We start from the raw sequence: 25,293 nt of genomic DNA, 5'->3' as shown, positions 1-25,293 counted from the left end.
GACCGGCGTGGGTCCGGTCGGATGACCGGTCAGTCATTCCGCAGCGGTCGCCGCGGGGTAGGGCGAGGCGCGTATCCTTCGGCTGCGGGTACTCGCTTCTGCGAGCTGCGGCGACGAACGGCGCGGACCTCCCCCTCAGTCTAGCGCGCCCTCCCCCATCGCCGCGAGCGGCGGCCGGGTCACCGGCGCAGCCGCAGGCTGTTGAGGACGACGAAGACGCTCGAGAAGGCCATGGCCGCTCCGGCGATCATCGGATTGAGCACGCCGAGCGCTGCCAACGGCAGGGCGGCGACGTTGTAGGCGAAGGCCCAGAAGAGGTTGCCGCGGATGATGCGCATGGTGCGCCGGCTGAGGCGGATCGCGGTGAGCACCGGTGACAAGCCGCTGCCGGTGACCGCGATGTCGCTCGCATGCATCGCGGCATCCGTCCCCGACCCCATCGCGATGCCGAGATCGGCGGTCGCCAGCGCGGCCGCGTCGTTGACACCGTCGCCCACCATGGCGACCCGGTGTCCGACGGCACGCAGCCGCTCGACCTCGGCGACCTTGCCCTCCGGGAGCACGCCGGCGATGACCTCGCGGATGCCGACGGCACCGGCGACCGCCCGCGCGGCGCCCGCATTGTCGCCGGTCAACAGCACGACCTCGAGGCCCATCTCCCGCAGCGCCGTGACCGTCTGAGCACTGTCGTGACGAACGGTGTCGGCGACGGCGATGACAGCGTTGATACGGCCGTCCCACCCGGCGACGATCGCGGTCGCACCGCCTCGCTGCGCGCGATCGACGGCGTCCTCCACCGCAGCGGCCCGCTCCGGGTCGGACGCGGCGGCCTGATCGAGGGCGAACGCCGGTCGACCCGCGAACACGCGGTGACCGTCGACGACACCGGTCACGCCGAGCCCGGCACGCCCGGCGAAGTCGCTGACCTCCCGAGGGTTCTCGGCGAGCGCTGCGACGGCGCGCGCGACGGGATGCTCGGACGCCCTCTCCAGCGAGCCGACAAGCAGTCGCACCATGGCGATGTCGGCTCCGCCGATCGGCGTGACGGCGGCGACCGTCATCGCCCCCTCGGTGACGGTACCGGTCTTGTCGAGGATCACCGTGTCGATCCTGTCGGCGGCCTCGAGCGCTTCGGGGCCTGTGATCAAGACGCCCAGTTGCGCGCCGCGTCCGGTGCCGACGAGGATCGCGATGGGCGTCGCCAGCCCGAGCGCGCAGGGGCAGGCGATGATGAGCACCGCGACGGCGGCGGTGAAGCCCGAGGCGAGCGCTTGGCCGGTGAATCCTCCCACCAGCAGCCACACGAGCAGCGTGAGGAGGGAGAGGCCGATGACCACGGGAACGAAGATCCCCGAGATGCGATCGGCCAGGCGCTGGACGCGACTCTTTCCGGCTTGCGCGTCTTCGATGAGCCGAGCCATCCGGGCGAGGCGGGTGTCGTCACCGATCGAGGTCGCCTCCACGACGAGGCGGCCGTCGGCGGCGATGGTGCCGCCGGTGACGGCGGAACCGGCCTCCACATCGATGGGAACGGACTCCCCCGTGATCATGCTCTCGTCGATCGACGCCTGTCCGCTGCGGACGACGCCATCGGTCGCGACCTTCTCCCCCGGGCGCACGACGAAGGCGTCGCCGACACGGAGCATCTCGATCGGCACGCGGCGGCCGTCCTCGAGCTTGACGTCGCGAGCGGACAGTTCCATGAGCGCGCGCACGGCTGCGCCGGCGGTGCGCTTCGAACGCTGCTCGATGACACGTCCGAGCAGGAGGAACACCGTCACCACCGCGGCGACCTCGAAGTACACCAACGAGGAGGGGTCGTGGACAGGAGCGAACGTGCCTCCCTCGTGGCGCATGTCGAGCCGTCCGGCGGTTCCGAACAACAGCGCCCAGATGCTCCACAGTGTCGCCGCTCCCGTGCCGAGTGTGATGAGCGTGTCCATCGTCATCGCGCCGTGACGCGCGTTCGCGATCGTCGCGCGGTGGAAAGGCCACCCGCCCCACACCACGACCGGCACCGCCAGGACGAATGAAACCCACTGCCAGCCCGGGAAGTGCCACGCCGGGATCATGCCCAGCACGACGACCGGAACGGCCAGCGCGGCGCTCACCCACAGTCGGGTCATCAGCGGTGTCGCGCCCGGCCGGTCCTCCACATCATGGACATGCCCCCCTGCGAGCCGTGCTCGTCGTGCGCTCCCGTCGCGGAGGCGTGCACCGCCTCGTGTGCGTGCCCGCCGCGCTGGCGCACGCGGGCGTCATACCCCGCCTCGCGCACCGCGGCGATGAGAGCCGCGGCATCGACACCGCTCGGGTAATCCACCCGCGCGGACTCGGTCGCGAGATTCACGGATGCCGAGACGCCGTCGATCCGCTCCAGCCGTTTCTCGACGCGCGCGACACAGCTCGCGCAGGTCATGCCCTCGATCTCCAGCACCGCCTCTGCCCGCGGCTCGGCGTCCGACGTGATCGCCTCCATGATCGTCCCCTCGCGTCAGCGTGCGACGACGGCGTAACCGGCCTCGTCGACGGCGGCGGCGATCTCGTCATCGGGCGCGGCGCCCTCGACGGTGACGGTGAGCGTGCCCTCGGTGACGTCGACGGCGACATCGGTCACGCCGTCGACCTTCCGGACCTCACGGGTGACCGCCCCGGCGCAGTGGGCGCAGGTCATCCCCTCGACGGCGTACGTGTGCGTGGACATGGGAACTCCTTTCGCCGACGGCGCGGATCGGCGTCGGCTGTCGATGACAACCATGATACCCCCCTGGGGTATTCCCGCACAGTGCTGGCGTAGGCTGGGAACATGTTCAGCATCACCGAACGCGACCTTGCCGCGACGATCGATCACGCCATCCTGAAGCCCGAAATGACGCGCGCCGATGTCGACGCCGAACTCGACATCGCCGCCGAATGGCGCGTGTTCAGCGTGTGCGTCCGCCCGAGCGACATCGCGCACGCCGTCGAGCGTCTGGCGGGCACCGGCGTCACCGTCGGCACCGTCATCGGCTTTCCGCACGGCACCACCTCCAGCGCCGCGAAGGTCGCCGAGGTCCGCCAGGCCCTCGCCGACGGTGCGGTCGAGTTCGACATGGTGATCAACATCGGCGCCCTGCGCTCGGGCTTCGACGACGCCGTCGTCGCCGACATCCAGGCGGTGGTCGCGGCCGCGGCCGGCAAGGTGACGAAGGTCATCCTCGAGACCTCACTCCTGGACGACGAGCAGATCGCCCGCGGCAGCCGACTGACCGAAGCCGGTGGCGCCGACTTCGTCAAGACCTCCACGGGCTTCGCCGGCGGCGGGGCGACCGTCCCCCATGTCGAGCTCATGCGCTCCAGCGTCGGCCCGGACGTGCAGGTGAAGGCCTCCGGCGGGGTGCGCAGCTACGCCGACGCCCTCGCGATGCTCGCCGCCGGGGCGACCCGGCTCGGCACCAGCGGCAGCGCCGTCATCCTCGGCGAGGCGCGCCGTGTGGATGCCGGCGAGCAGGCGTCGGGCGCCGTCGACACCTCGTCGTACTGACCCCGCCCGGGTGCGCGCGGCTCAGCCGAGCGCGGCACGCACCCGGGTGACGTCGTCGTCCATCTGGGCGATGAGCGCCTCGATCCCCTCGAAGGCGACCATGCCGCGGATGCGGTTCGTGAACCGGATCTGCACGCGATGCCCGTAGAGGTCGAGCCCCGTCTCATCCAGCACGTACGCCTCGACCTGGCGCGTCGGAACATCATCGAACGTCGGGTTGGTCCCCACCGAGATCGCCGCCGGGTAGCGGGTCGTCACCGTCGCACCGTCGGTGCCGAGGTCGACGAGCCACCCGGCATACACGCCATCGGCCGGGATGAAACCCTGTGCATCGGGTGACAGGTTCGCGGTCGGGTAGCCGAGCTCGCGGCCGCGCTTGAGGCCGTGCACGACCTCGCCCTGCACCGCGTGGGGACGTCCCAGCAGGCGCGCGGCGCCCTCGACGTCGCCCGCTGCGAGCAGATCCCGCACCCACGTGGACGACACACGGCGGCCTCCGCCCTGCACGTCCCCGACGACATCGACGTGGAAGCCGTACTCCGCCCCCAGGCGCACCAGGGTGTCGGGATCGCCCGCTCCCCCGTTGCCGAAGCGGAAGTCGTCGCCGACCATCACGTTGACCACTCCCAGGCCGACGAGCACATGCTCGACGAAGGCACGGGGATCGAGAGAGGCCAGCGCCTCGTCGAAGCGGAGCACGAGGGTGGCGTCGACCCCGGCGGCGGCGAGCAGGTCGAGCTTCTGCGGGAGGCTGCACACGGGCTGCGGGCACCGTTTGGGGCGCAGCAGGCTCAAGGGGTTGCGATCGAATGTGACGGCCACCACCCGCGCCCCGGCATCCTCCGCGGCGACACGCGCACGGTCGATCACCGCACGATGTCCGGAGTGCACGCCGTCGAACTTGCCGATCGCGACGACGCTGGGGCCGAACCCGGCCGGCACCTCCGCGGGGTCGTGAAAGACGATCACCAGCTGGAGCTCCCCTCGGTGCGCGCGGCGCCAAGGCCCGCCTCGTCGCACGCGGCTGCCGCGGCATCCACCTCTTCGGCGCGCTCGCGGCCTCCGCTGCGCAGCCACCACAGACCGACGAACGGCAGCACGAGCGGCACCCAGAAGTAGCCGAAGCCATAGCCGGACCAGACGGTCGCGTCGTGGAGGAAGAGCTCGGGATGCGTGAGGCTGAGCGTTCCGACGATGAGCACGCCTGCCAGCTCGAAGCAGATCGCCACCCAGGCCACGAGGTACCACCGGCGGCTGTCCGACTTGACGAGGGCAACGGTAGCGAGCACGTAGACGACGGCCGCCGCCGCCGACAGGGTGTACGCCAGCGGCGCGGCGGCGAAGTCCTGCACGATCTGAACGAACGAGCGTCCGGTTGCCGCCAGCGCCATGACCGCGTAGACGACGACGAGCACGCGCCCGATTCCCGTCATCCGGGTCGAGGCGGCGGCGTCGGTGTGTGGCGCAGTCATGACCTGTCAATGATAGGCGCCCGCCTCCGCGGCAGCGGCGGACTCACATGCCCGCGGTGGTCCAGATGACCTGCATGCGCCACACCATGACCGCGACCGACAACGCAGCGATGCCCATGATCACCGTGCTCCAGCGGCTGCGTTCTATGAGCGCCCAGATGACGGATGCCGGGGGGATGAGCACGGCCGAGACGAGGTAGACCCAGAACTCCAGCGCACTGCCGGCCGGCGGGTTGCCGACGAGGGGGGCGACGATCGCGATGACCACCTGGGCGAGCAGGAGCAGCAGGATCAGCGCCATCGCGCCGACAGTGAGATCGCTCGGTCGACGGCCGGCGAGTCCGAGGATGATCGCGACGAGTCCCGCCACGACGGCGACGGCGACCTGCACGATGGCGAACCACTCGATCATGCGTCCTCCGCCATGTTCATCGTGCTCTTGATGTCGGCACCGCGTCGCTCGACGATCCCGACGAGCCGGCCGTCGGGATCGATCGCCGCCGGCGTCGGTGACATCGCCCCCTCCAGCCGCGGTGCCGCGCCGACCAGACACTTGCCGTGGCGGAGGTCGCGCGCTTCGTCCGCAGTGACGGGGAGGGCACCGAGCACGGATGCCGCGACCTGCGCCGGCGACAGCAGCGGCGCGTCCGCAGCGATCTCGGAGACGGCGTCGCGCACCTCGAACGCGCCGATGCGCGTGCGCCGCAGCGCCGTCAGGTGGCCGCCGACTCCCAGAGCGGCGCCGAGATCGCGCGCCAGGGCGCGGATGTACGTGCCGCTGGAACAATCGACGACGACGTCGAGTTCGATGCGCCCCTCGGCGGTGTCGCGGCGGCGGACGATGTCGAAACGATCGACCGTCACCCGGCGGGCTGCCAGCTCGACGCTCTCTCCCGCTCGGGCGAGGTCGTAGGCGCGTCTGCCGGCGACCTTGATCGCCGACACGGTGCTCGGAACCTGATCGATCTCGCCCGTGAGCGCCGCGATGCCGGCGGCGATGCGCTCGTCGGTCACGGCCGCGAGGGCCTCGGCATCCGCCCACGCGGTCTCGATGCCGTCCGCGTCGTCGGAGTCGGTCGCAACGCCCAGCAGCACGGTGGCCTCGTACGTCTTGCCGAGCCCGACGATGAAGGTGAGCAGCCGGGTCGCCGGTCCGACCCCCAGGATGAGCAGCCCGGTGGCCATCGGGTCGAGCGTGCCGGCGTGTCCGATCTTGCGGGTGTTCAGGGCGCGGCGCGCCCGTGCGACCACGTCGTGGCTCGTGATCGCCTGCGGCTTGTCCACGAGGAGGACGCCGTTGGGGGCAGCAAGCAGAGAAGCGGGCATTGCTCCAGCCTAGGCGCGGCGCCACATCTCGCCGTGTCTGCGCGCACCGCAACGGCCCACATCACAGGGTGGCCCCGCGTCACGCTGTGGCCCCGTCTGCCTCGCCTCTTCTCCCCTGCCGTCCGGCCTGTTCCGTGTTCAGTCCGCGCTGCCGCGGCAGAGTGCGGATCGTCGAGAAGTCGCGGGAGCGCGGATGCCGCGATCGTGCGGAGACTGAATACGCAACGCGTCGGCGACCGTAGGCTGGTGCGATGCCCGACCTCGCGACGCCGCTCATCGCCTGGTACCGCGACAACGCCCGCGATCTGCCCTGGCGCGCGGAGGGGTTCGGGGCCTGGGGTGTGCTGGTGAGCGAGTTCATGTTGCAGCAGACGCCGGTGGCACGCGTCATCCCGCTGCTCGAAGCCTGGCTGACGCGCTGGCCGACACCCACGGCTCTGGCCGCCGATCCGCCCGCCGCGGCCGTCGCACAGTGGGCGAACCTCGGCTACCCGCGGCGGGCGCTGTGGCTGCACCGCGCCGCGGTGGAGATCCGCGACCGTCACGACGGGGTCGTGCCGCGTGAGGTCGAGGCCCTTCTCGCCCTGACGGGCATCGGCGACTACACGGCGCGTGCCGTGGCCGTGTTCGCCTACGGCGAGCGTCACCCGGTGGTCGACACGAACACCCGGCGCGTCATCGCGCGGGCCGTCGACGGACGCTCTCAGCCGGGACCGCCGGCTCGCGGTGATCTGGCGGCGATGACGGCGCTGCTTCCGCGCGACGATCAGGATGCCGCGATCGTGAACGCCGCCATGATGGAGCTCGGCGCGCTCGTGTGCACCGCGCGTGCAGCGCGATGCGACGTGTGTCCGATCTCCGCGCTCTGCGCCTGGCGCGCCGCGGGCTACCCCGACACCGGCGATCTGCGCCGCAAGCAGGCTGCCTACGAGGGCAGCGACCGTCAGGCGCGCGGAGCGGTGCTGCACGCCCTGCGGGCGGCGCCGTCACATGCGCTGCCCGCCGACGACGTCGCCGCCGACTGGCCGACTCCCGCGCAACGTGATCGTGCGATCGACTCGCTCATCGTCGACGGACTCGTCGAGGTCGTCGACGGCAACCTGCGCCTGCCGCAGTGAGCGGTGAGGCTCAGTCCTCGTCGTCGTCCTCACGCGGCTTGACGTACGGGTCGGCATCACCCGCGTACGCGGCCCCGGCCGCAAGTCCTGCCACGGCCGCATCGCGCTCCTGCGCTTCGCGCAGCAGCTGCGCGATGTGTCCCGCGTTCTCGGGAAGCGCGTCGGGGATGAACTCCAGCGACGGGGTGAGACGGATGCCGAGACGCTTGCCCACCTCGCTGCGCAGCATGCCGGTCGCGGCCTTGAGCGCAGCGGCGGAGTCCTCGCGCGCCTGGTCGTCGCCGTACACCGTGTAGAACACCGAAGCGTGCTGCAGGTCGCCCGTGACGCGCACGTCGGTGATCGTCACGAAGCCGAGGCGCGGGTCGCGCAGCCCCTTCTCGAGCCGCTCGGCGATGAGCACGCGGATGCGGTCGGCGAGTCTCGCCTGCCGTTCGTTCGACATCTTCTCTTCCCTTCACACCACAGCAATGCGGCTGCACCGCAGTCACGGCAAAGGCGGACCCGGCCGCGTCGCGGAGGCAATCGGGGTAGGGGCCCCGCTCTTGCCTCCGCGGCGCGACCGGCGCAGCCGCAGCCAAGGAGGGAGGATCAGCCTCGCGGCTTCTCCACCATCTCGGTCGTCTCGATCTCGTCGCCGACCTGGATGTCGTTGTACTTGCCCAGTCCGATACCGGCCTCGAAGTCGGTGCGGACCTCGGTGACGTCGTCCTTGAAGCGGCGCAGCGACTCGATGGCCAGGCCGTCGGCCACCACGACGCCGTCGCGGATGACGCGAGCCTTGGCATTGCGCGTGATCGTTCCCGAGCGCACGATGACACCGGCGATGTTGCCGAACTTCGAGGAGCGGAACACCTCGCGGATCTCGGCGACACCCGACTGCACCTCTTCGAACTCCGGCTTGAGCAGGCCCTTGAGCGACTGCTCGACGTCGTCGATCGCGTTGTAGATGACCGAGTAGAAGCGCACGTCCACGCCCTCGCGGGCGGCACGCTCGCGGGCCTTGGTGTCGGGACGGACGTTGAAGCCGATCACGATCGCGTTGTCGATCGTGGCGAGGTTGATGTCCGACTCGGTGATCGCGCCGACGCCGCGGTGGATGATGCGCAGCTGGACGCTGTCGTCGACCTCGATCTTCAGCAGCGACTCTTCCAGCGCCTCGACGGCACCGGAGACGTCGCCCTTGATGATGAGGTTGAGCGACTCGACCTTGCCCTCTTCGAGAGCACGGGTGAAGTCCTCGAGCGAGATGCGCTTGCGGGCCTTGGCCAGCTGAGCGTTGCGCTCGGCGGCCTCGCGCTTCTCGGCGATCTGGCGAGCCAGGCGGTCCTCCTCGGTGACGATGAAGACGTCGCCGGCGCGGGGCACCGAGTTCAGACCCTGCACCTGGACGGGACGCGAGGGGTAGGCCTCGTCGACCGCGTCGCCGTTCTCGTCGATCATGGCGCGGACGCGACCGTAGGCCGTTCCCGCCACGATCGCATCGCCGACGCGGAGCGTCCCGGACTGGATGAGCACCGTCGCCACCGAACCGCGGCCCTTGTCGAGCTTCGCTTCGATCGCGACACCGCGGGCGGCCTTGTTCGGGTTCGCCGTGAGGTCGAGCCCGGCGTCGGCCGTCAGCAGGACGGCATCCAGAAGCGCCTGGATGTTCGTGCCCTGACGCGCCGACACGTCGACGAACATGACGTCCCCGCCGTACTCCTCGGCGACCAGCCCGTACTCGGTGAGCTGCTGGCGCACCTTCGCGGGGTTCGCGTCGGGCTTGTCGACCTTGTTCACCGCGACCACGATCGGCACGCCTGCGGCCTGCGCGTGGTTGAGGGCTTCCACCGTCTGCGGCATGATGCCGTCGTCGGCGGCGACCACGAGGATCGCGATGTCGGTGACCTGCGCACCACGGGCACGCATGGCGGTGAACGCCTCGTGACCGGGGGTGTCGATGAAGGTGATGGCGCGCTCGATGCCTTCGTGCTCGGTCCACACCTGGTAGGCACCGATGTGCTGGGTGATGCCACCGGCTTCGCCCGCGACCACGTTGGTCTGGCGGATCGCGTCGAGCAGTCGCGTCTTACCGTGGTCGACGTGGCCCATGACGGTCACCACCGGAGGACGGATCTCGAGGTCGTCCTCGCTCTCCGCCGCCAGTTCGGCCTCCAGGTCGAGACCGAAGCCCTCGAGGAGCTCCTTGTCCTCGTCCTCGGGCGAGACCATCTGGATCTTGTAACCGAGCTCGGCACCGAGCACCTCGAAGGTGGCCTCATCGAGCGACTCCGTCGCCGTGGCCATCTCGCCCAGGTTGAAGAGGATCGTCACGAGCGTTCCGGGCTGCACGGTGTAACCGCGCAGGGCCTCGAGCTTGTCCGCGAAGTCGGCGATGGATGCACCGCGGCGCAGGCGAATGATCTCGCCGTTGCCCTTCTGGACGTTGACGCCGCCGACGACGGGCGCCGACCGCATCTCGAATTCCTGCCGCTTCGCACGACGCGACTTACGCTGCTTGCTCTTGCCGCCACCCTTACCGAAGGCACCAGCGGTGCCGCCGCCGGGACCACGGCCACGACCGCCGCCACCGGCCGGACGACCCGCGAAACCGCCGGGAGCTCCCGGTCCGCCCGTGCCGCCGGGGCGCTGGAATCCACCGGCACCACCGGGACGACCCGGACCACCGGGACGCTGTTGGAACGGTGCACCCGGACGGCCACCGCCGCCGGGCCGACCGGCGCCACCGGGACGCGGGGCACCCGGACGCGGCGCGCCGGGGCGAGGGGCCTGCGGACGCGGGATGTTGCCCGGCGTCGGGCGCTGGCCCATGCCCTGCGCGGACGCGAAGGGGTTGTTGCCGGGACGCGGGCCGGCGGGGCGCTGCCCCATGCCCTGCGCGGACGAGAAGGGGTTGTTGCCCGGTCGCGGTGCACCGCCCGGACGCGGTGCCTGCGGGGTGCTGGCACCAGGGGTCGCCGGTGCGGCGGGTGCCGCCTCAGCGGCCGCGGGAGCAGCCGGAGCGGCGGGAGCCGCCGGCGTCGCGGGAGCCGGCGTGGCGGCCGCGGCGGGCGTGGCCGGTGCGGCGGGCTTCGCCGGTCCGGGACGCGCCGCCGGGCGAGCGCCCGGCGTGGGGGCCTTGGGAGCCGCGCCCGCCGCCGGGGCGGCAGCGGAGTCCGCCGGCTTCTTCGCTGCACCCTCGGCCTCGAGGGCCGCGCGGAGCTTGCGCGCCACCGGGGGCGCAATGGTCGATGAGGGGCTCTTGACGTATTCGCCGAGCTCCTTCAGCTTCGCGAGGGCGACTTTACTGTCGACGCCGATCTCCGAAGCGATCTCGTGCACGCGTGGGTTTGCCACAATTCTCCTGTCTGAGGTCTCCCCCGGACAGGGCAGACCGTTACTTGCGGACGGGTCTCATTTCGAGCCGTTCACTTTGTGTCCATAGCCGTTCAGCCGTTTCGCTGGTGGGTGTTCTGAAAGGTCTGCGTGTCGAGTGGTCCCGACACACGCAGTGCTCGTCCGAAGGCGCGGCGCCGGATCGCGGCATCCACACACGCATCCGTGTCATGCACCCACGCACCTCGCCCGGGGAGGACGGCTTTCTCGTCGGCGACGAGGACACCGCCCCTGTCCACCACCCTCAGGAGGCTGGACCGGGAGACGCGCGCGCGGCATCCCACGCACGTTCGAACAGGATCCATCTTACCCCCACTCGCCACGCGGAGATTGCGATGCGGGGCGAGAGCGAGCAGCCGGGCCGGATCTCTCGGTCACGACTCGAGGATCGAGTCGGGCTGGATGTCGATCTTGGCGCCGGTGAGCTTCGCGGCCAGGCGGGCGTTCTGACCCTCCTTGCCGATGGCGAGCGACAGCTGATAATCGGGAACGAGCGCGCGCACCGCCTTGGTGCCGGCGTCCAGCACGAAGCTGGACGTGACCTTGGCGGGCGACAGGGCGTTGGCGACGAACTTCGCGAGCTCCGGGTCGTAGTCGACGATGTCGATCTTCTCGCCGCCCAGCTCTTCGGTGACGGCGCGCACGCGTCGTCCGAGCTCGCCGATGCAGGCGCCCTTGGCGTTGATCGCCGGATCCTTGGCCGTGACCGCGACCTTGGTGCGATGGCCGGCCTCACGTGCGAGAGAGGTGATCTCCACGAGCCCCGACGCGATCTCCGGCACCTCGAGGGCGAAGAGCTTGCGGACAAGGCCGGGGTGGGTGCGCGAGACGGTGATCTGCGGACCCTTGGTGCCCTTCGACACCGACGTCACGTAGACGCGCAGACGTGAGCCATGGGCGTACTGCTCACCGGCGACCTGCTCCTCGGGCGGAAGGATGGCCTCGACGGTGCCGAGGTCGACGTGGACCATGCGGGGGTTGGGCCCCTGCTGGATCACACCGGCGACGATGTCGCCCTCCTTGCCCCGGAACTCGCCCAGGATGGCGTCATCGGCGATGTCACGCAGACGCTGGCCGATCACCTGCTTGGCGGCGTAGGCGGCGATGCGGCCGAAGTCCTCGGGCGTCGACTCCTCCTCGCCGATGATCGCGCCGTCCTCGTCGCGCAGGGGAATGTAGACGGCGACGTGACCGGTCTTGCGGTCCAGGAGCGCACGTGCGCCCTCGGGAAGCTCCCCGTCTGGAGAGGTGTGCTTGGCGTAGGCGGTGAGAATCGCCTGCTCGATGATCCCGACCAGTTCGTCGAACGGGATCTCCTTCTCGCGCTCGACCGTCCGTAGCAGTCCCAGATCGATGTCCACAGGTGCCTCCCTATTCAGCTCTCGACGCGAGGTCACCCTCGGTCACCCGGCCGATTTTACCCGATGGCCTCCGCTGGCGGACTCCGCGGCCGTGCATACTGACGGAATGGATGCCACAGTCCCCGCCCGCGCACACGTGGTCCCGGAGCCGCGGCGCGCCGACCCCGGTCTGATCGGCCTGCTGGGGTTCGTGATCGCGACCCTCACCGCTCAGCTGGCGCATCTGGGTGTGCAGAACGAGAGCGCGGTGTTCTGGGTGGGCGCGGTGTTCGGGGGTGTCGTCCAGGTGATCGCGGGAATGCTCTCCTACTTCGTCGGCGACGACTTCCATTTCATCGTCTACAACGCCTTCGGGTGGTACTGGATCTGCATGCCCGGATTCCTCCTCGGCGGGGAGCTCGGATTCTTCGAGGTGTCGGGCCCGGCGCGCCCCCTGTTCTCGATGATGTTCGCGGTGCTCGCGCTCGGGTTCACCTTCGCCGGCGCCACTCACAATTCGGCACTGCCCCTGACACTGCTGCTCGTGGCGGGAGGCCTGGCACTGGAAGCGGTCGCCGCCTTTGCCGGCGCGGCGACGCTGGGCACCGTCGGAGCATGGCTGCTGATCGGCGCGTCGGCGCTGGCGTTCTACATGCTCGTGGACAAGTTCGCCTGGCGCACGATGGGCCGCCACATCGTCCCCCTCGGGCCGCCGTGGATCCGCCGGGGCGACGTGCCCGCCGAACACCCGTGAACGACGCCCGCCGCGCGGCTGCCGCGACGCGGCGCCACCCGCTGGTGCAGGCACTCGCGCGGGCCGGCTTCGCCGCCAACGGCCTCGTCCATGCGTTGATCGGCACCCTGGTCGTCGCCATCGCGGCCGGCGGTCGGGGCGAGGCCGATCAGGTCGGCGCGCTCCGGACGGTCGCCGCGGTACCGTGGGGCGCCGTTCTGGTGTGGGCGATCGCGATCGGCCTCTGGGGCCTGGCGCTGTGGCATCTGGCCGCGGGCATCACGGCTCGCGGCGACGGGCGCTGGGGGCGGCGGGCCTCGGAGTGGAGCCAGGGCATCGTCTTCGCCGCCGTCGGCACGCTCGCCGCCTCGATCGCCCTGGGCGCGGCGCCCGATGCCGATGGGAGCGCGCGGGCGGCCAGTCGCGGCATCCTCGCGATGACGGGTGGGCCATTCGTCCTGGCCGCCGTCGGAGTGGGCATCGCGGTGGCCGGTGTGGTCTTCGTCGTGATGGGCGTGCGTCGCTCGTTCGAAAAGCGCATGTCCATCCCGCGATCCGCGCTCGGCACGCTGGTCCGCTCGCTGGGGGTCGCGGGCTTCATCGCCAAGGGGGCCGCGCTCGGCATCCTCGGCGTCCTGCTGCTCGTGGCCGCCGCCCATGCGGATGCCGCACGTGCGGGCGGCCTGGACAGCGCCGTCGACGGACTGCTCACACTGCCGGCCGGGCGCGCCATCGCCGTGACCCTCGGGATCGGGCTGGTGGCCTACGGCGTCTTCTGCGGCTTTCGGGCGCGCTACGCGCGGCTCTGAGGCCTGCGGGACCGGCTGTCAAGGCCCTGGGGCGGCCGTGGGCGGGCGGGCAGGCTCGGGGCATGAGCGAAATCACTGGAACCGAGGCCCGCGACCGCGTGAAGGCACTCGTCGAGGACATCGACATCACCATGCTCACCACCGTGGATGCCGCGGGACGCCTCGCCAGCCGGCCGATGAGCACGCGACTCGACACGCCCGACATCGCACTGCTGAAAGTCACACCGGTCGAGACGGAGTTCTGGGAACCCGCCCACGGCAGGCTCGTCATGGCGGCCGGCATGCTCAAGGCTCTGGTCACTCGCGACGCCCCCGACGACACGATGAACCACGGCAAGCTGATGTGCTGAGGACCGCATCGGGCCGGCTCCCGTCGGCCTGATCAGGCGGGACGCGCTTCGGCAGGCGCGCTCGGCAGGGCGTTGACGGCGCGGATCAGGTGATGCAGATCACCGACGCGGCGCTGTGCGAACGTCATGACGAGGCGCGGTGCCGCGAGGTCGTCCTCGTCCTCGCGCTCTGCTTTCAGCGGGCCGCGGCGCTCGATCGCACCGTCGGCGAGCAGATCCGCGAACCTGTCGTTGAGTGCCGACACCTCGGCATCCGTCGGTTCGGAGCGCAGCCGCAGCACGAGGCGTCGCCCGACCCATCGCAACGAGACGTAATTGCGATAGAAGCCCGTGATCTCCTCGACGGCGGCATCGACCGAGTCCGTCATCACGACGCGATCGAGATCGTCGGCGGAGATCACGCCGTCGGGAATGAGCTGTTCATCGGCGAAGCGGCGCAGCCCCGCCCAGAAGGCGCCTCCCGGGCGATCGAGCAGCACGATCGGCGTGGGAACGGCTTTTCCCGTCTGCTGCAGCGTCAGCAGCTCGAACATCTCGTCGAGCGTGCCGAAGCCTCCCGGCAAGCAGACGAAGCCACTGGATTCCTTCACGAGCATGAGCTTGCGGGTGAAGAAGTACTTCATCGCGACGTTGCGCTCGTGCGCGGCGATGATCGCGTTCGGTTTCTCCTCGAACGGCAGGCGGATCGAGACGCCGAGAGAGTGTGTGGGTCCGGCGCCCTCGGCGGCGGCTTGCATGATTCCCGGGCCTGCTCCGGTCACGGTCATCCAGCCGCGAGCGGCGAGGGCTGCAGTCAGTTCCACCGTGAGCCGGTACAACGGCGAGTCCGGGGCCGTGCGCGCCGAGCCGAACACCGTCACCTTCGGGACACCTCGAAACGGCGCGAACAGTTGGAACGCGGCGCGCATCTCGGTGAGAGCAGCCGATGTGATCTTGAGGTCGAGGCGATCGGCGCGGTCGAGACCCATGCCGACGCCCGTCGCGAGGATGCGTGCGATGAGATCTGCATCCTCGACGACGCCGGCCTCGTCCAGCAGGCGTCGGATGCCGTCGGTCACCGCGGGAGGGAGCGTGGAGCGTTCTGCCATGTCCCCACCCTCGCATCCTCGACGGTTATCGGGTGAACGATCACCGAACGCGGGTCTCTTTCCCCGCCACCGTCAGGCGCGGACTCACCGGCGCGGAAGCCGCGGCGACCTGCAGGCCGACGCGCACGCTCTGACCGGCGGCGAGCGCGCCGGCCCAGTCCTTTCCGGTACAGGCGATGGAGCCGGAGGCGACCGTACACGACATGCCCCAGGCGTTGACCACCTGCGTCGCTCCCGGGCTGGACCAGGAGATCGTCCAACCGGCGACCGCGCGAGAAGCGCTGACGGAGAACTCCGCCACATAGCCGTCCTGCCACGCGCTCTGCAGCATCCAGGTGGCGGAAACCGGTGCGGAGCCCGGGGACGGGAGGGACGTGGGCGTGGGCGACGTCCTGGGCGTGGGCGACGGCGTAGGCGTGGGCGACGACGTAGGCGTGGGCGACGTCCTGGGCGTGGGCGACGGCGTAGGCGTGGGCGACGGTGTCCGGGTGGCGGACGCGGTCGGCGATGGCATCGGGGTGGCGGACCCGCCGGCGAGCACCGGCGCGAGCGCGGCGAGCTTTGCTGTCTGCGGCGTCTTCCAGTCGTCCGCGACGAGCCCGCCGGTATCGCCGCTGTTCGGGTTGAACGACCAGTAGCCGAAGCTCAGGCCGTTCGTCCCCAGGTAGGACACCAGAGCCCTCAACCATTGGGCGTCACTCGTCGTCTCGAGCTTCGTGCCGAACTCCCCGACGAAGATCGGCGCGGAGCCGGTGCGGGCCAGATATCCCCAGTTCGCGTCCCAGACCGACGGCAGGTTGGCGGGGTAGTTCGGCGCCGAGAACCACGACTGCCCGTACACCGAGGCGGGATACTCGTGCGGCGAATAGACGACCCGGTTCGATGTCGCGAACACCACGGGCTTGGCGCCGGCATCCTTCAGGCCGCCTCCCCACCAGGTCGTGCTGGCATCGTTCTGGCGCTCCACGCCTTCGACGATGATCAGCAGTCGGGGGTTGGCGGCGAGCACGGCATTGCCGGCGCGCGTCGCCGCCGCCCACCAGTCGCGGGAGGTATCGCCGCACCCCCAGCAGGCGGAACCGTGCGGCTCGTTGTGGAGGTCGGCGCCGACCACCGTCGGGTCATCGCGGTAGCGGTTCGCGAGCATGACCCAGTCGTCGATCCAGCGCTTCTCGCTGTAGGTCGAGGTGTACCAGAGCTCGGACTGGCCCGACGACTCGATGCGGTGACGGTCGAGGATGACGCGCAGCCCGTGGGCGCGCGCCTTGGCGATGACCGCATCCATCAGCTGCAACGGCGTCAGCGCGACCAGGTCGGGGTTGCGCGAGGCGTCGATGGACGATGTCGTGGATGCCGCGAGGCACTGGTTCGAGTACGGCAGTCGCACCGTGTTGAACCCCATGGCCGCGATCTGCGCGAGGCCCTCGTCGAGGGTGATCGACCACAGCCCGTGCGGCGCGCAGTTGGGAGTCTCCAGCCCGAACCAGTTCGCCGCTTTGATGGTGACGGTGCTTCCGTCCGCGGCGACGATGCGCGAGCCCGAGGTGTGCCACCACCCGTCCGCAGCGGCGTGCGCCGACAGCGGGGCCACGGCGCCGACGGCCAGCACCGCGCTGACGGCGAGCGCCGCGATGCTCATGAGGCGGCGGATGCCGAGGGGACGACGACGATCGCGCATGCGCATTCCTTTCGATGCCAACTGCGGGGGTGGTCGGCGTCTCGCGACAGGTGGCATCGTCGACGATCTCGCCGCCCCCAGAGTAGCGACCCGGCGCTCGCCGCGTCGCCGCTGGTCCCCAAACGCTTGCTCGACCATGGCCCAACACGCTTCCCATATTAGAACATATGTTCTATACTCGGATCATGAACATCGACACCGACCTCGAGCCGGACCCCGGCTTCTGGGCGGACATCGTGGCGATCGAGTCGTCACTGCCGCCGCGCGATCCCGTCGCGCAGGTCACCGATATCGCCGCGGTGGTCGCCGTCCACACGGCGGAGCAGTACGCCTGCGTCGCCGCCGCGCGAAGCGATGCGATGGCCGCCGCGGCACCGCACGCGTGCACCGACGACATGATCGACCGGTCGCTGCGACTCGAGCTGGCGGCGGCGCTTCGGATCACCGAGTACGCGGCCGGCGATCTGATGGCCCGCGCGACGGCGTTGGTCGAGCGCTACCCGGCGGCATGGGATGCACTTCACGGGGCACGCATCACCGACCAGCACGCACGTTTCCTCGTGGACGTGCTCGACAGCGTCGATCCCGCGATCGGGTCGCGGCTGATCGATGACGCGGTGTCGCTGGCCGAACGCCTCCCCGCGGGAACCTTCCGCCGCCGGCTGCGCGATCTGGCCACCGCGGCGACCGCAGAGGCCCTTGCCGACAAGCATGCGCGCGCCGTCGACGAGCGGCGGGTGTCCGTCGCCCCCGCGGGCGACGGCATGTCCCTCCTGACCGCGTATCTGCCGAGCGTCGAGGCCCACGCCATCTTCGACCGCCTCACCCGCATGGGAAAGGCCATCGCGGGCCATCGAACCGGTCGTGGCGGGGCGGATGCCGCGCTGGCGACCCCCGGCGCCGCGCCCGCAGACGAGGTTCCGCCCGACGAGCGAACGCTCGACCAGGTACGCGCGGACATTCTGGGCGATCTGCTCATCGACGGTCGCTGCGACGGCCACGCTCCGGCTGTGGCGGGCATCCGTCCGACAGTCGTCGTGACAGTGCCGGTGCTGTCGCTGCTCGACGATTCCCGCGCGGCGTCCGAGCCGGCCACCGTCGAAGGTGTGGGTCCCGTTCCGATCGACCAGGCACGACGACTCAGCGGCGGCGCCACGAGCTGGCTGCGCGTTCTGACCCACCCCGAGACGGGCGCGGTTCTGTCGGTCGGGCGCCACCGCTACGACCCGCCGCCTGAGTTGCGTCGGCTCGTCAGGTGGCGGGCGGAACGGTGCATGGCTCCGGGCTGCGTCATGCCCGCCTCGCGATGCGACATCGACCACACCGTGGCCTGGTTCGACGGCGGGAACACCTCCGCCGACAATCTCGCACCCCTGTGCGCCGGGCACCACACGGTGAAGCATCACGGCGGCTGGACGGTGGTGCAGCTCCCCGACAGCGGCGGTGTCGTGGAGTGGACGTCGCCGTACGGCCGGCGCTATCTCGTGGAGCCGGAACGACGCATGCCGGTGTTCCGAGCGGCGGAACCCTCAGAGCGCGCAGCGCCGTCGGACGACCGCGCGGCACCGTTCTGACCCGCACACGCCACACGCACGTGTGCGCACGTGCGCCACGCGGGCGGCTCGCGCGGGCCCCTCGAAGAGCGGTGCGAGCGGTGCGAGCGACGGTCAGCGCGCGGCGAGGCGGGTGACGGCCTCGGCGGCCGAGACGAGCGTGCGTTCGCCGGAGCGACGATCCCAGAGCTCCACCTCACCCTCGGCGGCGCCCCGGCCGGCGATCACGATCTGCGGCACTCCCACGAGCTCGGCGTCGCCGAACTTGACGCCGGGCGAGACCTTCGGTCGATCGTCGTAGAGCACGTCGAGACCGACCGCATCGAGATCCGCCGACAGCTTCTCGGCGAGTTCGAAGGCCGCGGCATCCCGCCCCGTCGCCACGACCTGCACGTCGAACGGCGCGACGGCTGCGGGCCAGATGAGGCCCTTGTCGTCGTTGTTCAGCTCGGCGATGATCGCGAGGATCCGCGTGACGCCGATGCCGTAGGAGCCCATCGTGACGGTGACGAGCTTGCCGTTCTCGTCGAGCACCTTCAGCCCCAGCGCCTCGGCGTACTTGCGCCCCAGCTGGAAGACGTGACCGATCTCCATGCCGCGCGCAAGCTCGACAGGTCCCGAACCATCGGGCGCCGGATCGCCCGGCCGCACCGTTGCGACCTCGACGTAGCCGTCGGCGGCGAAGTCGCGTCCGGCGACGAGCGAGTGCACGTGCTTCTGATCGATGTTCGCACCGGTGATCCAGCGCGTGCCGTCCACGACGCGGGGGTCGAGGACGTAGCGGATGCCGGTGGCTGACTCCTCGCCCAGGATCGCGCCCTGGGGAGACCACGGCCCGATGTACCCCTTGACCAGCAGCGGGTGCTTCTCGAAGTCCTCGGGCGTGGCGGGCTCGACCTCGGCGGGCGCGAACGCCACCTCGACGCGCTTCTCGTCGACGTCGCGATCGCCGGGGAGACCGACGACGACGAGCTCGCGGCTGCCGTCGAGGTGTGTGAGCGCGAGGACGACGTTCTTGAGGGTGTCGGCGGCGGTGTACTCGCCGTCGAGCACGGCGTTGGTGTGCGCCACGAGCGTCTCGATCGTGGGCGTGTTCGGGGAGTCGAAGATCACCGGCTCGCCGAACCCGTCGAACGCGATGGGCTCGGGCGCCAGGGTCTCGAACGCCTCCACGTTGGCCGCGTAGCCGCCGGCCGAACGCACGAACGTGTCCTCGCCGATCGCCGTCGGGTGCAGGAACTCCTCGCTGCGCGAGCCGCCCATCGCCCCGGCATCCGCCTGGACGATGACGTACTCCAGCCCCAGCCGCTGGAAGATGCGCTCGTAGGCGTCGCGCTGCGCCATGTAGCTGGTGTCGAGCCCGGCGTCGGTGTAGTCGAAGGAGTACGCGTCCTTCATCGTGAACTCGCGGCCGCGCAGGAGTCCCGCGCGCGGACGTGCCTCGTCGCGGTACTTGTCCTGAATCTGGTAGATCGTCAGGGGCAGATCCTTGTACGAGCCGTACAGGTCCTTGACCAGCAGCGTGAACGCCTCTTCGTGCGTCGGGGCGAGCAGGTAATCGGCGCCCTTGCGGTCCTTCAGACGGAAGATGCCGTCGCCGTACTCCTCCCAGCGTCCGGTCGCCTCATAGGGGTCGCGCGGCATCAGTGCCGGGAAGTGCACTTCCTGTGCGCCGGCGGCCGCCATCTCCTCGCGGATGATGTTCTCGATCCGCGACTTGACCCGCAGCCCCAGCGGCAGCCACGCGAAGATTCCCGGTGCCTGGCGGCGGATGTAGCCGGCGCGCACGAGCAGGCGATGGCTCGTGACCTCGGCATCCGAAGGGTCTTCGCGAAGCGTGCGGAGGAAGAAGTTCGACAGACGGGTGACCACGAGCGTCAAGCCTAGTCCGCAGCCACCTCACCCGACCGCCCTACACTGGCCGGGTGCCGCACCGCCGCTCCCGCTTCGTCGCTCGATCTCTGCGCGGTGAACTGGCCGCGTCGCTGTCTGCGCTGCGACATCAGCTCGCTCTGCCGGACGGATACCCCCGTGACGCACTTGCCGAGGCGATGGCCGCCGCGGCACGCGTCTCGACGGATCCGACCGCGACCGGCCTCGCCGATCTCCGCGATGTCGCCTTCCTCACGGTCGACCCGGCCGGATCGACCGACCTCGACCAGGCGCTGCACCTGGAGCGCACCTCGACGGGCGCCGTCCTGCACTACGCGATCGCGGACGTTCCGGCATTCGTGGCACCCGACGGCGCGCTGGATGCCGAGACCCGCCGTCGCGGGCAGACGCTGTACGCGCCGGACGGACGGATCCCCCTGCACCCGGCGGTGATCAGCGAGGACCACGCGTCCCTGCTGCCGGGCGTGGACCGACGCGCGTACGTGTGGCGGTTCGTGCTGGACGAGGGCGCCCGCCCGACGGAGACGACCATCACCCGCGCGATCGTGCGGTCGCGGCGCCAATGGTCCTACTCCGAGGCGCAGGCGGCGATCGACGCCGGCACTGCCCCCGCCACCCTCGCCGCGCTGCCATGGTTCGGCGCCGCCCGGGCCGAACGGGAGCGCGAGCGCGGGGGCGCGAGCCTGAACCTGCCGGAGACGCGTATCGTCACGGCGGCGGAGGACGACGCCTACGGTCTCGAGCGCGCCGACGGTGTGGCGTTGGAGGATTGGAACGCCGATGTCTCGTTGCTCACCGGCATGGCGGCGGCGCAGATCATGATCGACGGTCGCGTCGGCATCCTGCGGACCATGCCTCCGGCCGCGTCGACCGACGTGGAGGAGTTCCGGTCACAGACGGTGGCTTTGGGACTGCCGTGGACCACCGACGTCGCCTACGGCGACTATCTGCGCAGCCTCGACCGTTCGCCCGCCGCTCTCGCTGTTCGCGAATACGCGGCGGGCCTGTTCCGCGGAGCGGGCTACGCGACCTTCGACGGCGAGCTGCCTGAACAGCGATCGCAGGCTGCGATCGGCGCCCCGTACGCTCACACGACTGCTCCCCTGCGACGCGTGGTCGACAGATGGTCGCTGGTGATCTGCCATGCTCTCGTGAACGGTGAAGAGGTTCCCGGGTGGGCGCGCGCATCACTTCCCATCCTCCCCGCGATCATGGCGCGCAGTTCGTCGATCGCCGCCCAGCTCAGCTCCGGGGCGATCGATCGCGTCGAGGCGGCGCTGCTGGCCGGACACGTCGGGGACGAGTTCGACGCACTCGTGCTCAGCAGACGCGGGGACGAGGCACGCATCCAGCTCATGCAACCGGCCGTCGAGGCGCGCGTGGCGCGCGTGGCGGCTGCGCCCGGCACCCTCGTACGTCTGCGGCTGGATGCGGCGTCCGTTGACGAGGGAACCGTCCGGTTCAGCGTCGTCTGACGGCCTCCGCCCGAGACGGATGTGCGACGGGCGTCGCGTCCCACCTGCGATATATTGCATACCGTGCCACTCGCTGCCGTCCCCGTGCCCCGCGCACTTCTTCGCGACGACGTGCACGCGCGCCTGCAGGAGGCGATCGTCGACGGCAGCCTCGCCCCCGGTGAGCAACTGCGCGACGCAGAACTGGCCGAGCGACTCGGCGTCAGTCGCACGCCCGTGCGAGAGGCGCTGCTCGAACTCGCTCAGGCCGGGCTCGTGCAGGCGACACCCGGGCGCTCCACCGTCGTCGCCCCGATCGACCCCGGCGCCCTCCGCGACGCGCAGGCCGTCGTTGGCGCCCTGCATGCCCTTGCCGTCCGCACGGCGACACCGCGCATGACGACGCGCGACCTCGATGCGATGCGCGCGGCGAACGCGGCGTTTCGTGCCGCGCTGAGCGCCGGCGACCTCGACGGCGCCCTCGAGGCGGATGCGCGCTTTCACCGCGTCGCCCTCGACCTGTGCGCGAACGCTGCCGTCACCGCCGTCATCGCCCGCTACGAACCCGTTTTGCGTCGCGTCGAGCGCCTGCGGTTCGCCTCCCACGAAGGCGCGGCCTCCGCCGACCGCCACGACCGCCTGATCGCGCTGTGCGCGGCCGGCGCCGCCGACGACGCCGCACGCCTCGCCGAGAGCGCCTGGCACTCCCTCACCATCTCCCCCGCCCCCACTGAACAGGATCCCTCATGAAGCTGCAGGAGTTCGCTCGCCACCCGCTCACCTTCGGGCCCAGCCCGTTGCAGCACCTGGCGCGGCTCAGCGACCACCTCGGGGGCGCGCAGATCTGGGCGAAACGCGAGGATGTGAACAGCGGCCTCGCGTTCGGCGGCAACAAGGTGCGCAAGCTCGAGTACATCGTCCCCGACATCCTCGCCTCCGGCGCCGACACGATCGTCTCGATCGGCGGCTACCAGTCCAACCACACGCGGCCGTCGCGGCGCATCTCGGGTTGAAGGCGCGACTCGTCCAGGAGAAGTGGGTTCCGTGGGACGACCCCACCAACGACAAGGTCGGCAACATCCTGCTCTCGCGCATGATGGGCGCGGATTCGCGCCTCGACGATGCCGGCTTCGACATCGGCATCCGCGACTCGTGGAAGCAGGCGCTGGCCGAGGTCGAAGCCGGCGGCGGTACGCCCTACCCCATCCCCGCCGGAGCGAGCGAGCACCCGCTCGGAGGTCTGGGCTTCGCCAACTGGGCGTTCGAAGTCGCCGAGCAGGAGAAGCAGCTCGGCGTCTTCTTCGACACGATCATCGTCTGCACCGTCACCGGATCGACCCATGCCGGAATGATCGCGGGATTCGCCGCGCTCGAAGAGGCGACCGGCGTCCGACGTCGCGTGCTGGGAATCGACGCTTCCGCGACCCTCCGGAAGACTCGCGATCAGGTCGCGCGCATCGCTCGGCATACGGCGCAGCTCATCGAGCTCGGCCGCGATCTGCGCGATGACGAGATCCAGGTTCTGGAGGGGTGGGCGGGTGAGCTGTACGGCATCCCCGTCGACTCCACGATGGAGGCCATCGAACTCGGCGCACGGCTGGAAGCGATGATCACGGACCCCGTCTACGAGGGGAAGTCCCTGGCCGGGCTGATCGACCTCGTCGGCTCCCGCGACATTCCGGCATCGTCCACCGTGTTGTACGCGCACCTCGGTGGGCAGCCGGCGATCAACGCGTATCACTCGCTCTGGGACCCGAGCGCCTCCCGGTGACGCGGGCGAGCGGCCCCACTCCCTCGCGCCGCTCGAAGACGGGGTGGGTTTCGGTGGTGAGTACCGCCTCGTGCACCGTGATGTGCTGGAGGACGATGTCGCGCAGCGCCGCGGCATCCTCCACGGCCACATGCACGAGGAAGTCGTCCTCGCCTGCCACGTGAAAGGCCTCGATCACGCCGGGCGTCGCCACGATCGCGTCGAACAGCTGCCCGACCCCCTCGCGAGTGTGTCGACCGAGACGCACGCGGATGACAGCTTGCAGCGGAAGACCGAGGGATGCCGGGTCGACGAGGACGCGGACGCCGGCCAGCACCCCGCGAACGCGGAGGGAGCGAATGCGGTATGCGCAGGTCGACTCCGCGACGCCGAGTTCTTCGGCGAGCGCTTTGTTGGACCGGCCGGGCGCGCGGACCACGGCCGCGAGAATCCGCAGGTCGAGCTCATCGAGGGCGGATGCCGTGCTTTGCTGTTCAGCCAAGTGCGCCTCCTGAACGATCGTCTCGGATTGCTCAGTTCGGCACAATTCGATCAGGTGATTGCGGATTTCACAATCGCACCGAACCCCTGCCGCACTTTCCTCCATACTCGCGGCATGGACCATCTCGACACGCTCGCCGTGCACGCCGGGCGCGCGGACTTCGCCTCCCTCGGCGTGCACACCCCGCCGCTCGATCTGTCGTCGACCTACCCGTTGCCCGACGTCGAGCGCGGCGGGGACTCGTACGAGGCGCTCGCGACCGGCGGAACGCCGATCCCCGGGGGCAGCCACGTGTACGCCCGCCTGTGGAACCCGACGGTGTCCCGCTTCGAGGAGGCCCTGGCCACGCTCGAAGCGGCAGAGGCCTCCGTGGCGTTCGCCTCCGGAATGGCGGCGCTGACGGCGGCGATCGTCTCGCACACGGTCTCGATCGGGCATCCGCACGTCGTGGCGGTCCGACCGCTCTACGGCGGCAGCGATCACCTGCTCGCGACCGGACTGCTGGGCACGGACGTGACCTTCTGCGGTCCGGACGAGGTCGGCGCATCACTGCGCCCGGAGACCGGACTGGTCATCGTGGAGACGCCGGCGAACCCGACACTCGAACTCGTCGACATCGCCGCCGTCGTCGCGCAGGCGAACGACGTTCCGGTCCTCGTCGACAACACGTTCGCCACGCCGGTCCTCCAGCAACCGCTCGCCCACGGCGCGACGATGTCGCTGCACAGCGCGACGAAATACCTCGGCGGCCACGGCGACGTCGTCGGAGGCGTCATCGCATGCGGCTCCGAATGCGCCGCCGCACTCCGACGCGTACGAGCGATCACCGGCGGCATCCTCCACCCCCTCGCGGCGTATCTGCTGCATCGCGGCCTGCCGACCCTTCCCCTGCGCATGCGCGCGCAGCAGGAGACGGCCGCGAAGATCGCCCGGCGCCTGCTCGAGCACGATGCGATCGCGGAGGTGTTCTACCCGGGACTGCACGGCGACCCGACGGGGCTGCTCGCCCGCCAGCAGCACGGCACCGGCGCGATGGTCTCACTCCGCCTGCGCGGCGGCTACGATGCCGCGGCGCGCGTCGCGGCATCCACGCGCCTGTTCACCCATGCCGTCTCGCTGGGCGGCGTGGACTCGCTGATCCAGCATCCGGCCGCCCTCACGCACCGCCCGGTCGCGCCCGAGGCCCGGCCCGACGCCGACATCCTGCGCCTGTCGATCGGTCTCGAACACGTCGACGATCTGTTCGACGACCTCAGGCAGGCTCTGGCGCTCACCCGCGACGGGAAGTCGACGGCGACCACGGTGCACTGACGCGCCGGAGGCGAT

General features: G+C 70.5%; 22 protein-coding genes and 2 pseudogenes. 10 read left to right on the top strand and 14 right to left on the bottom strand.

The genetic code is table 11. The features are described from left to right. Nucleotides 1-179: 179 nt before the first annotated feature. Together JOE53_RS03300 and JOE53_RS03295 are read right to left on the bottom strand one after the other, a co-directional pair. Nucleotides 180-2,479: pseudogene (locus JOE53_RS03300) on the bottom strand (heavy metal translocating P-type ATPase). A gap of 15 nt (nucleotides 2,480-2,494) precedes the next feature. Then, nucleotides 2,495-2,704: a heavy-metal-associated domain-containing protein gene (locus JOE53_RS03295; protein WP_005048740.1), complete on the bottom strand. Its 210-nt coding sequence runs from the start codon at nucleotides 2,702-2,704 to the stop codon at nucleotides 2,495-2,497. Nucleotides 2,705-2,806: 102 nt separating this feature from the next. Here JOE53_RS03295 and deoC point away from each other — a divergent pair, with 102 nt between their 5' ends. Then, on the top strand, nucleotides 2,807-3,523 hold the full coding sequence (gene deoC / locus JOE53_RS03290) for a deoxyribose-phosphate aldolase (RefSeq protein WP_204946786.1): 717 nt from the start codon (nucleotides 2,807-2,809) through the stop codon (nucleotides 3,521-3,523). A 21-nt stretch (nucleotides 3,524-3,544) separates the two neighbouring features. On the opposite strand, the gene JOE53_RS03285 is transcribed toward deoC, so the two are convergent. Genes JOE53_RS03285 through truB form a run of 4 tightly spaced genes read right to left on the bottom strand, consistent with a single transcriptional unit; the run spans nucleotide 3,545 to nucleotide 6,321 of the window. After that, nucleotides 3,545-4,492 (bottom strand): bifunctional riboflavin kinase/FAD synthetase, encoded by a 948-nt coding sequence (locus JOE53_RS03285; RefSeq protein ID WP_204946785.1) that lies wholly within the window; start codon nucleotides 4,490-4,492, stop codon nucleotides 3,545-3,547. Beyond that, on the bottom strand, nucleotides 4,489-4,995 hold the full coding sequence (locus JOE53_RS03280) for a hypothetical protein (RefSeq protein WP_204946784.1): 507 nt from the start codon (nucleotides 4,993-4,995) through the stop codon (nucleotides 4,489-4,491). The genes JOE53_RS03285 and JOE53_RS03280 overlap by 4 nt, the downstream gene beginning before the upstream one ends. Before the next feature lie 43 nt (nucleotides 4,996-5,038). Next, entirely contained in the window at nucleotides 5,039-5,407 is a 369-nt protein-coding gene (locus JOE53_RS03275) for a hypothetical protein (RefSeq protein WP_204946783.1), read from the bottom strand. Beyond that, a complete protein-coding gene (gene truB, locus JOE53_RS03270) occupies nucleotides 5,404-6,321 on the bottom strand; it encodes a tRNA pseudouridine(55) synthase TruB (protein WP_204946782.1) in 918 nt (305 codons plus the stop codon). Before truB ends, JOE53_RS03275 begins: the two co-directional genes overlap by 4 nt. A gap of 251 nt (nucleotides 6,322-6,572) precedes the next feature. On the opposite strand from truB, the gene JOE53_RS03265 reads away from it, so the two are divergent. Next, complete coding sequence (locus tag JOE53_RS03265) at nucleotides 6,573-7,439, top strand: HhH-GPD family protein (RefSeq protein WP_036289722.1); 867 nt, start codon at nucleotides 6,573-6,575, stop codon at nucleotides 7,437-7,439. A 10-nt stretch (nucleotides 7,440-7,449) separates the two neighbouring features. Here the strand turns inward: JOE53_RS03265 and rbfA are convergent, their stop codons facing one another. The 4 genes from rbfA to nusA all read right to left on the bottom strand — a co-directional run bounded on the left by rbfA (nucleotide 7,450) and on the right by nusA (nucleotide 12,178). Continuing rightward, nucleotides 7,450-7,884 carry a 30S ribosome-binding factor RbfA gene (gene rbfA / locus JOE53_RS03260; RefSeq protein ID WP_016463288.1) on the bottom strand — a complete coding sequence of 145 codons (435 nt, stop codon included), beginning with the start codon at nucleotides 7,882-7,884 and terminating at the stop codon, nucleotides 7,450-7,452. Between the two features lie 146 nt (nucleotides 7,885-8,030). Next, on the bottom strand, nucleotides 8,031-10,778 hold the full coding sequence (gene infB / locus JOE53_RS03255; RefSeq protein ID WP_204946781.1) for a translation initiation factor IF-2: 2,748 nt from the start codon (nucleotides 10,776-10,778) through the stop codon (nucleotides 8,031-8,033). Between the two features lie 92 nt (nucleotides 10,779-10,870). After that, a complete protein-coding gene (locus JOE53_RS03250; RefSeq protein WP_204946780.1) occupies nucleotides 10,871-11,122 on the bottom strand; it encodes a YlxR family protein in 252 nt (83 codons plus the stop codon). 69 nt (nucleotides 11,123-11,191) lie between these two features. Next, entirely contained in the window at nucleotides 11,192-12,178 is a 987-nt protein-coding gene (gene nusA / locus JOE53_RS03245) for a transcription termination factor NusA (protein ID WP_204946779.1), read from the bottom strand. A 106-nt stretch (nucleotides 12,179-12,284) separates the two neighbouring features. On the opposite strand from nusA, the gene JOE53_RS03240 reads away from it, so the two are divergent. The 3 genes from JOE53_RS03240 to JOE53_RS03230 all read left to right on the top strand — a co-directional run bounded on the left by JOE53_RS03240 (nucleotide 12,285) and on the right by JOE53_RS03230 (nucleotide 14,049). Continuing rightward, nucleotides 12,285-12,911: an acetate uptake transporter family protein gene (locus JOE53_RS03240; protein WP_204946778.1), complete on the top strand. Its 627-nt coding sequence runs from the start codon at nucleotides 12,285-12,287 to the stop codon at nucleotides 12,909-12,911. Continuing rightward, nucleotides 12,908-13,699, top strand: a complete 792-nt coding sequence (locus JOE53_RS03235) for a DUF1206 domain-containing protein (RefSeq protein ID WP_061682811.1) — start codon at nucleotides 12,908-12,910, stop codon at nucleotides 13,697-13,699. Before JOE53_RS03240 ends, JOE53_RS03235 begins: the two co-directional genes overlap by 4 nt. Before the next feature lie 62 nt (nucleotides 13,700-13,761). After that, complete coding sequence (locus JOE53_RS03230; RefSeq protein WP_061682812.1) at nucleotides 13,762-14,049, top strand: hypothetical protein; 288 nt, start codon at nucleotides 13,762-13,764, stop codon at nucleotides 14,047-14,049. Nucleotides 14,050-14,081: 32 nt separating this feature from the next. On the opposite strand, the gene JOE53_RS03225 is transcribed toward JOE53_RS03230, so the two are convergent. Next, on the bottom strand, nucleotides 14,082-15,137 hold the full coding sequence (locus JOE53_RS03225) for an LOG family protein (RefSeq protein WP_036289420.1): 1,056 nt from the start codon (nucleotides 15,135-15,137) through the stop codon (nucleotides 14,082-14,084). Nucleotides 15,138-15,177: 40 nt separating this feature from the next. Beyond that, nucleotides 15,178-16,815: a cellulase family glycosylhydrolase gene (locus JOE53_RS03220; RefSeq protein WP_204946777.1), complete on the bottom strand. Its 1,638-nt coding sequence runs from the start codon at nucleotides 16,813-16,815 to the stop codon at nucleotides 15,178-15,180. 185 nt (nucleotides 16,816-17,000) lie between these two features. On the opposite strand from JOE53_RS03220, the gene JOE53_RS03215 reads away from it, so the two are divergent. Continuing rightward, nucleotides 17,001-18,389 carry an HNH endonuclease signature motif containing protein gene (locus JOE53_RS03215; protein WP_233449470.1) on the top strand — a complete coding sequence of 463 codons (1,389 nt, stop codon included), beginning with the start codon at nucleotides 17,001-17,003 and terminating at the stop codon, nucleotides 18,387-18,389. Nucleotides 18,390-18,482: 93 nt separating this feature from the next. Here the strand turns inward: JOE53_RS03215 and JOE53_RS03210 are convergent, their stop codons facing one another. Further along, nucleotides 18,483-20,240: a proline--tRNA ligase gene (locus JOE53_RS03210; protein ID WP_204946775.1), complete on the bottom strand. Its 1,758-nt coding sequence runs from the start codon at nucleotides 20,238-20,240 to the stop codon at nucleotides 18,483-18,485. Nucleotides 20,241-20,293: 53 nt separating this feature from the next. Here JOE53_RS03210 and JOE53_RS03205 point away from each other — a divergent pair, with 53 nt between their 5' ends. From JOE53_RS03205 to JOE53_RS03195, 3 genes and pseudogenes are all read left to right on the top strand, one after another. Then, on the top strand, nucleotides 20,294-21,736 hold the full coding sequence (locus JOE53_RS03205) for an RNB domain-containing ribonuclease (protein ID WP_061682816.1): 1,443 nt from the start codon (nucleotides 20,294-20,296) through the stop codon (nucleotides 21,734-21,736). Nucleotides 21,737-21,799: 63 nt separating this feature from the next. Further along, nucleotides 21,800-22,465, top strand: a complete 666-nt coding sequence (locus JOE53_RS03200; RefSeq protein ID WP_204946774.1) for a GntR family transcriptional regulator — start codon at nucleotides 21,800-21,802, stop codon at nucleotides 22,463-22,465. Then, a pseudogene (locus JOE53_RS03195) lies at nucleotides 22,462-23,486 on the top strand (1-aminocyclopropane-1-carboxylate deaminase). Before JOE53_RS03200 ends, JOE53_RS03195 begins: the two are co-directional and overlap by 4 nt. On the opposite strand, the gene JOE53_RS03190 reads toward JOE53_RS03195, so the two are convergent. Beyond that, nucleotides 23,443-23,967, bottom strand: coding sequence for an Lrp/AsnC family transcriptional regulator (locus tag JOE53_RS03190; protein WP_204946773.1), 525 nt, complete (start codon nucleotides 23,965-23,967; stop codon nucleotides 23,443-23,445). The pseudogene JOE53_RS03195 and the gene JOE53_RS03190 sit on opposite strands and share 44 nt — an antisense overlap. Nucleotides 23,968-24,081: 114 nt before the next feature. On the opposite strand from JOE53_RS03190, the gene JOE53_RS03185 reads away from it, so the two are divergent. Then, on the top strand, nucleotides 24,082-25,278 hold the full coding sequence (locus JOE53_RS03185; RefSeq protein WP_204946772.1) for a trans-sulfuration enzyme family protein: 1,197 nt from the start codon (nucleotides 24,082-24,084) through the stop codon (nucleotides 25,276-25,278). Nucleotides 25,279-25,293 lie beyond the last annotated feature (15 nt).

Source organism: Microbacterium laevaniformans (assembly GCF_016907555.1).
Taxonomy (GTDB): Bacteria; Actinomycetota; Actinomycetes; order Actinomycetales; family Microbacteriaceae; genus Microbacterium; species Microbacterium laevaniformans.
The sequence above is the reverse complement of the archived record's forward strand: the minus strand, read 5'-3'. Positions and strand labels throughout refer to the sequence as shown.

Bases quoted from the DNA above. Each gene is read 5' to 3' on its own strand.
- JOE53_RS03295 (WP_005048740.1), bottom strand. From the start codon at position 2,704: ATGTCCACGCACACGTACGCCGTCGAGGGGATGACCTGCGCCCACTGC.
- deoC (WP_204946786.1), top strand. From the start codon at position 2,807: ATGTTCAGCATCACCGAACGCGACCTTGCCGCGACGATCGATCACGCC.
- JOE53_RS03280 (WP_204946784.1), bottom strand. From the start codon at position 4,995: ATGACTGCGCCACACACCGACGCCGCCGCCTCGACCCGGATGACGGGA.
- JOE53_RS03275 (WP_204946783.1), bottom strand. From the start codon at position 5,407: ATGATCGAGTGGTTCGCCATCGTGCAGGTCGCCGTCGCCGTCGTGGCG.
- truB (WP_204946782.1), bottom strand. From the start codon at position 6,321: ATGCCCGCTTCTCTGCTTGCTGCCCCCAACGGCGTCCTCCTCGTGGAC.
- JOE53_RS03265 (WP_036289722.1), top strand. From the start codon at position 6,573: ATGCCCGACCTCGCGACGCCGCTCATCGCCTGGTACCGCGACAACGCC.
- rbfA (WP_016463288.1), bottom strand. From the start codon at position 7,884: ATGTCGAACGAACGGCAGGCGAGACTCGCCGACCGCATCCGCGTGCTC.
- JOE53_RS03250 (WP_204946780.1), bottom strand. From the start codon at position 11,122: ATGGATCCTGTTCGAACGTGCGTGGGATGCCGCGCGCGCGTCTCCCGG.
- JOE53_RS03240 (WP_204946778.1), top strand. From the start codon at position 12,285: ATGGATGCCACAGTCCCCGCCCGCGCACACGTGGTCCCGGAGCCGCGG.
- JOE53_RS03230 (WP_061682812.1), top strand. From the start codon at position 13,762: ATGAGCGAAATCACTGGAACCGAGGCCCGCGACCGCGTGAAGGCACTC.
- JOE53_RS03225 (WP_036289420.1), bottom strand. From the start codon at position 15,137: ATGGCAGAACGCTCCACGCTCCCTCCCGCGGTGACCGACGGCATCCGA.
- JOE53_RS03220 (WP_204946777.1), bottom strand. From the start codon at position 16,815: ATGCGCGATCGTCGTCGTCCCCTCGGCATCCGCCGCCTCATGAGCATC.
- JOE53_RS03215 (WP_233449470.1), top strand. From the start codon at position 17,001: ATGAACATCGACACCGACCTCGAGCCGGACCCCGGCTTCTGGGCGGAC.
- JOE53_RS03185 (WP_204946772.1), top strand. From the start codon at position 24,082: ATGGACCATCTCGACACGCTCGCCGTGCACGCCGGGCGCGCGGACTTC.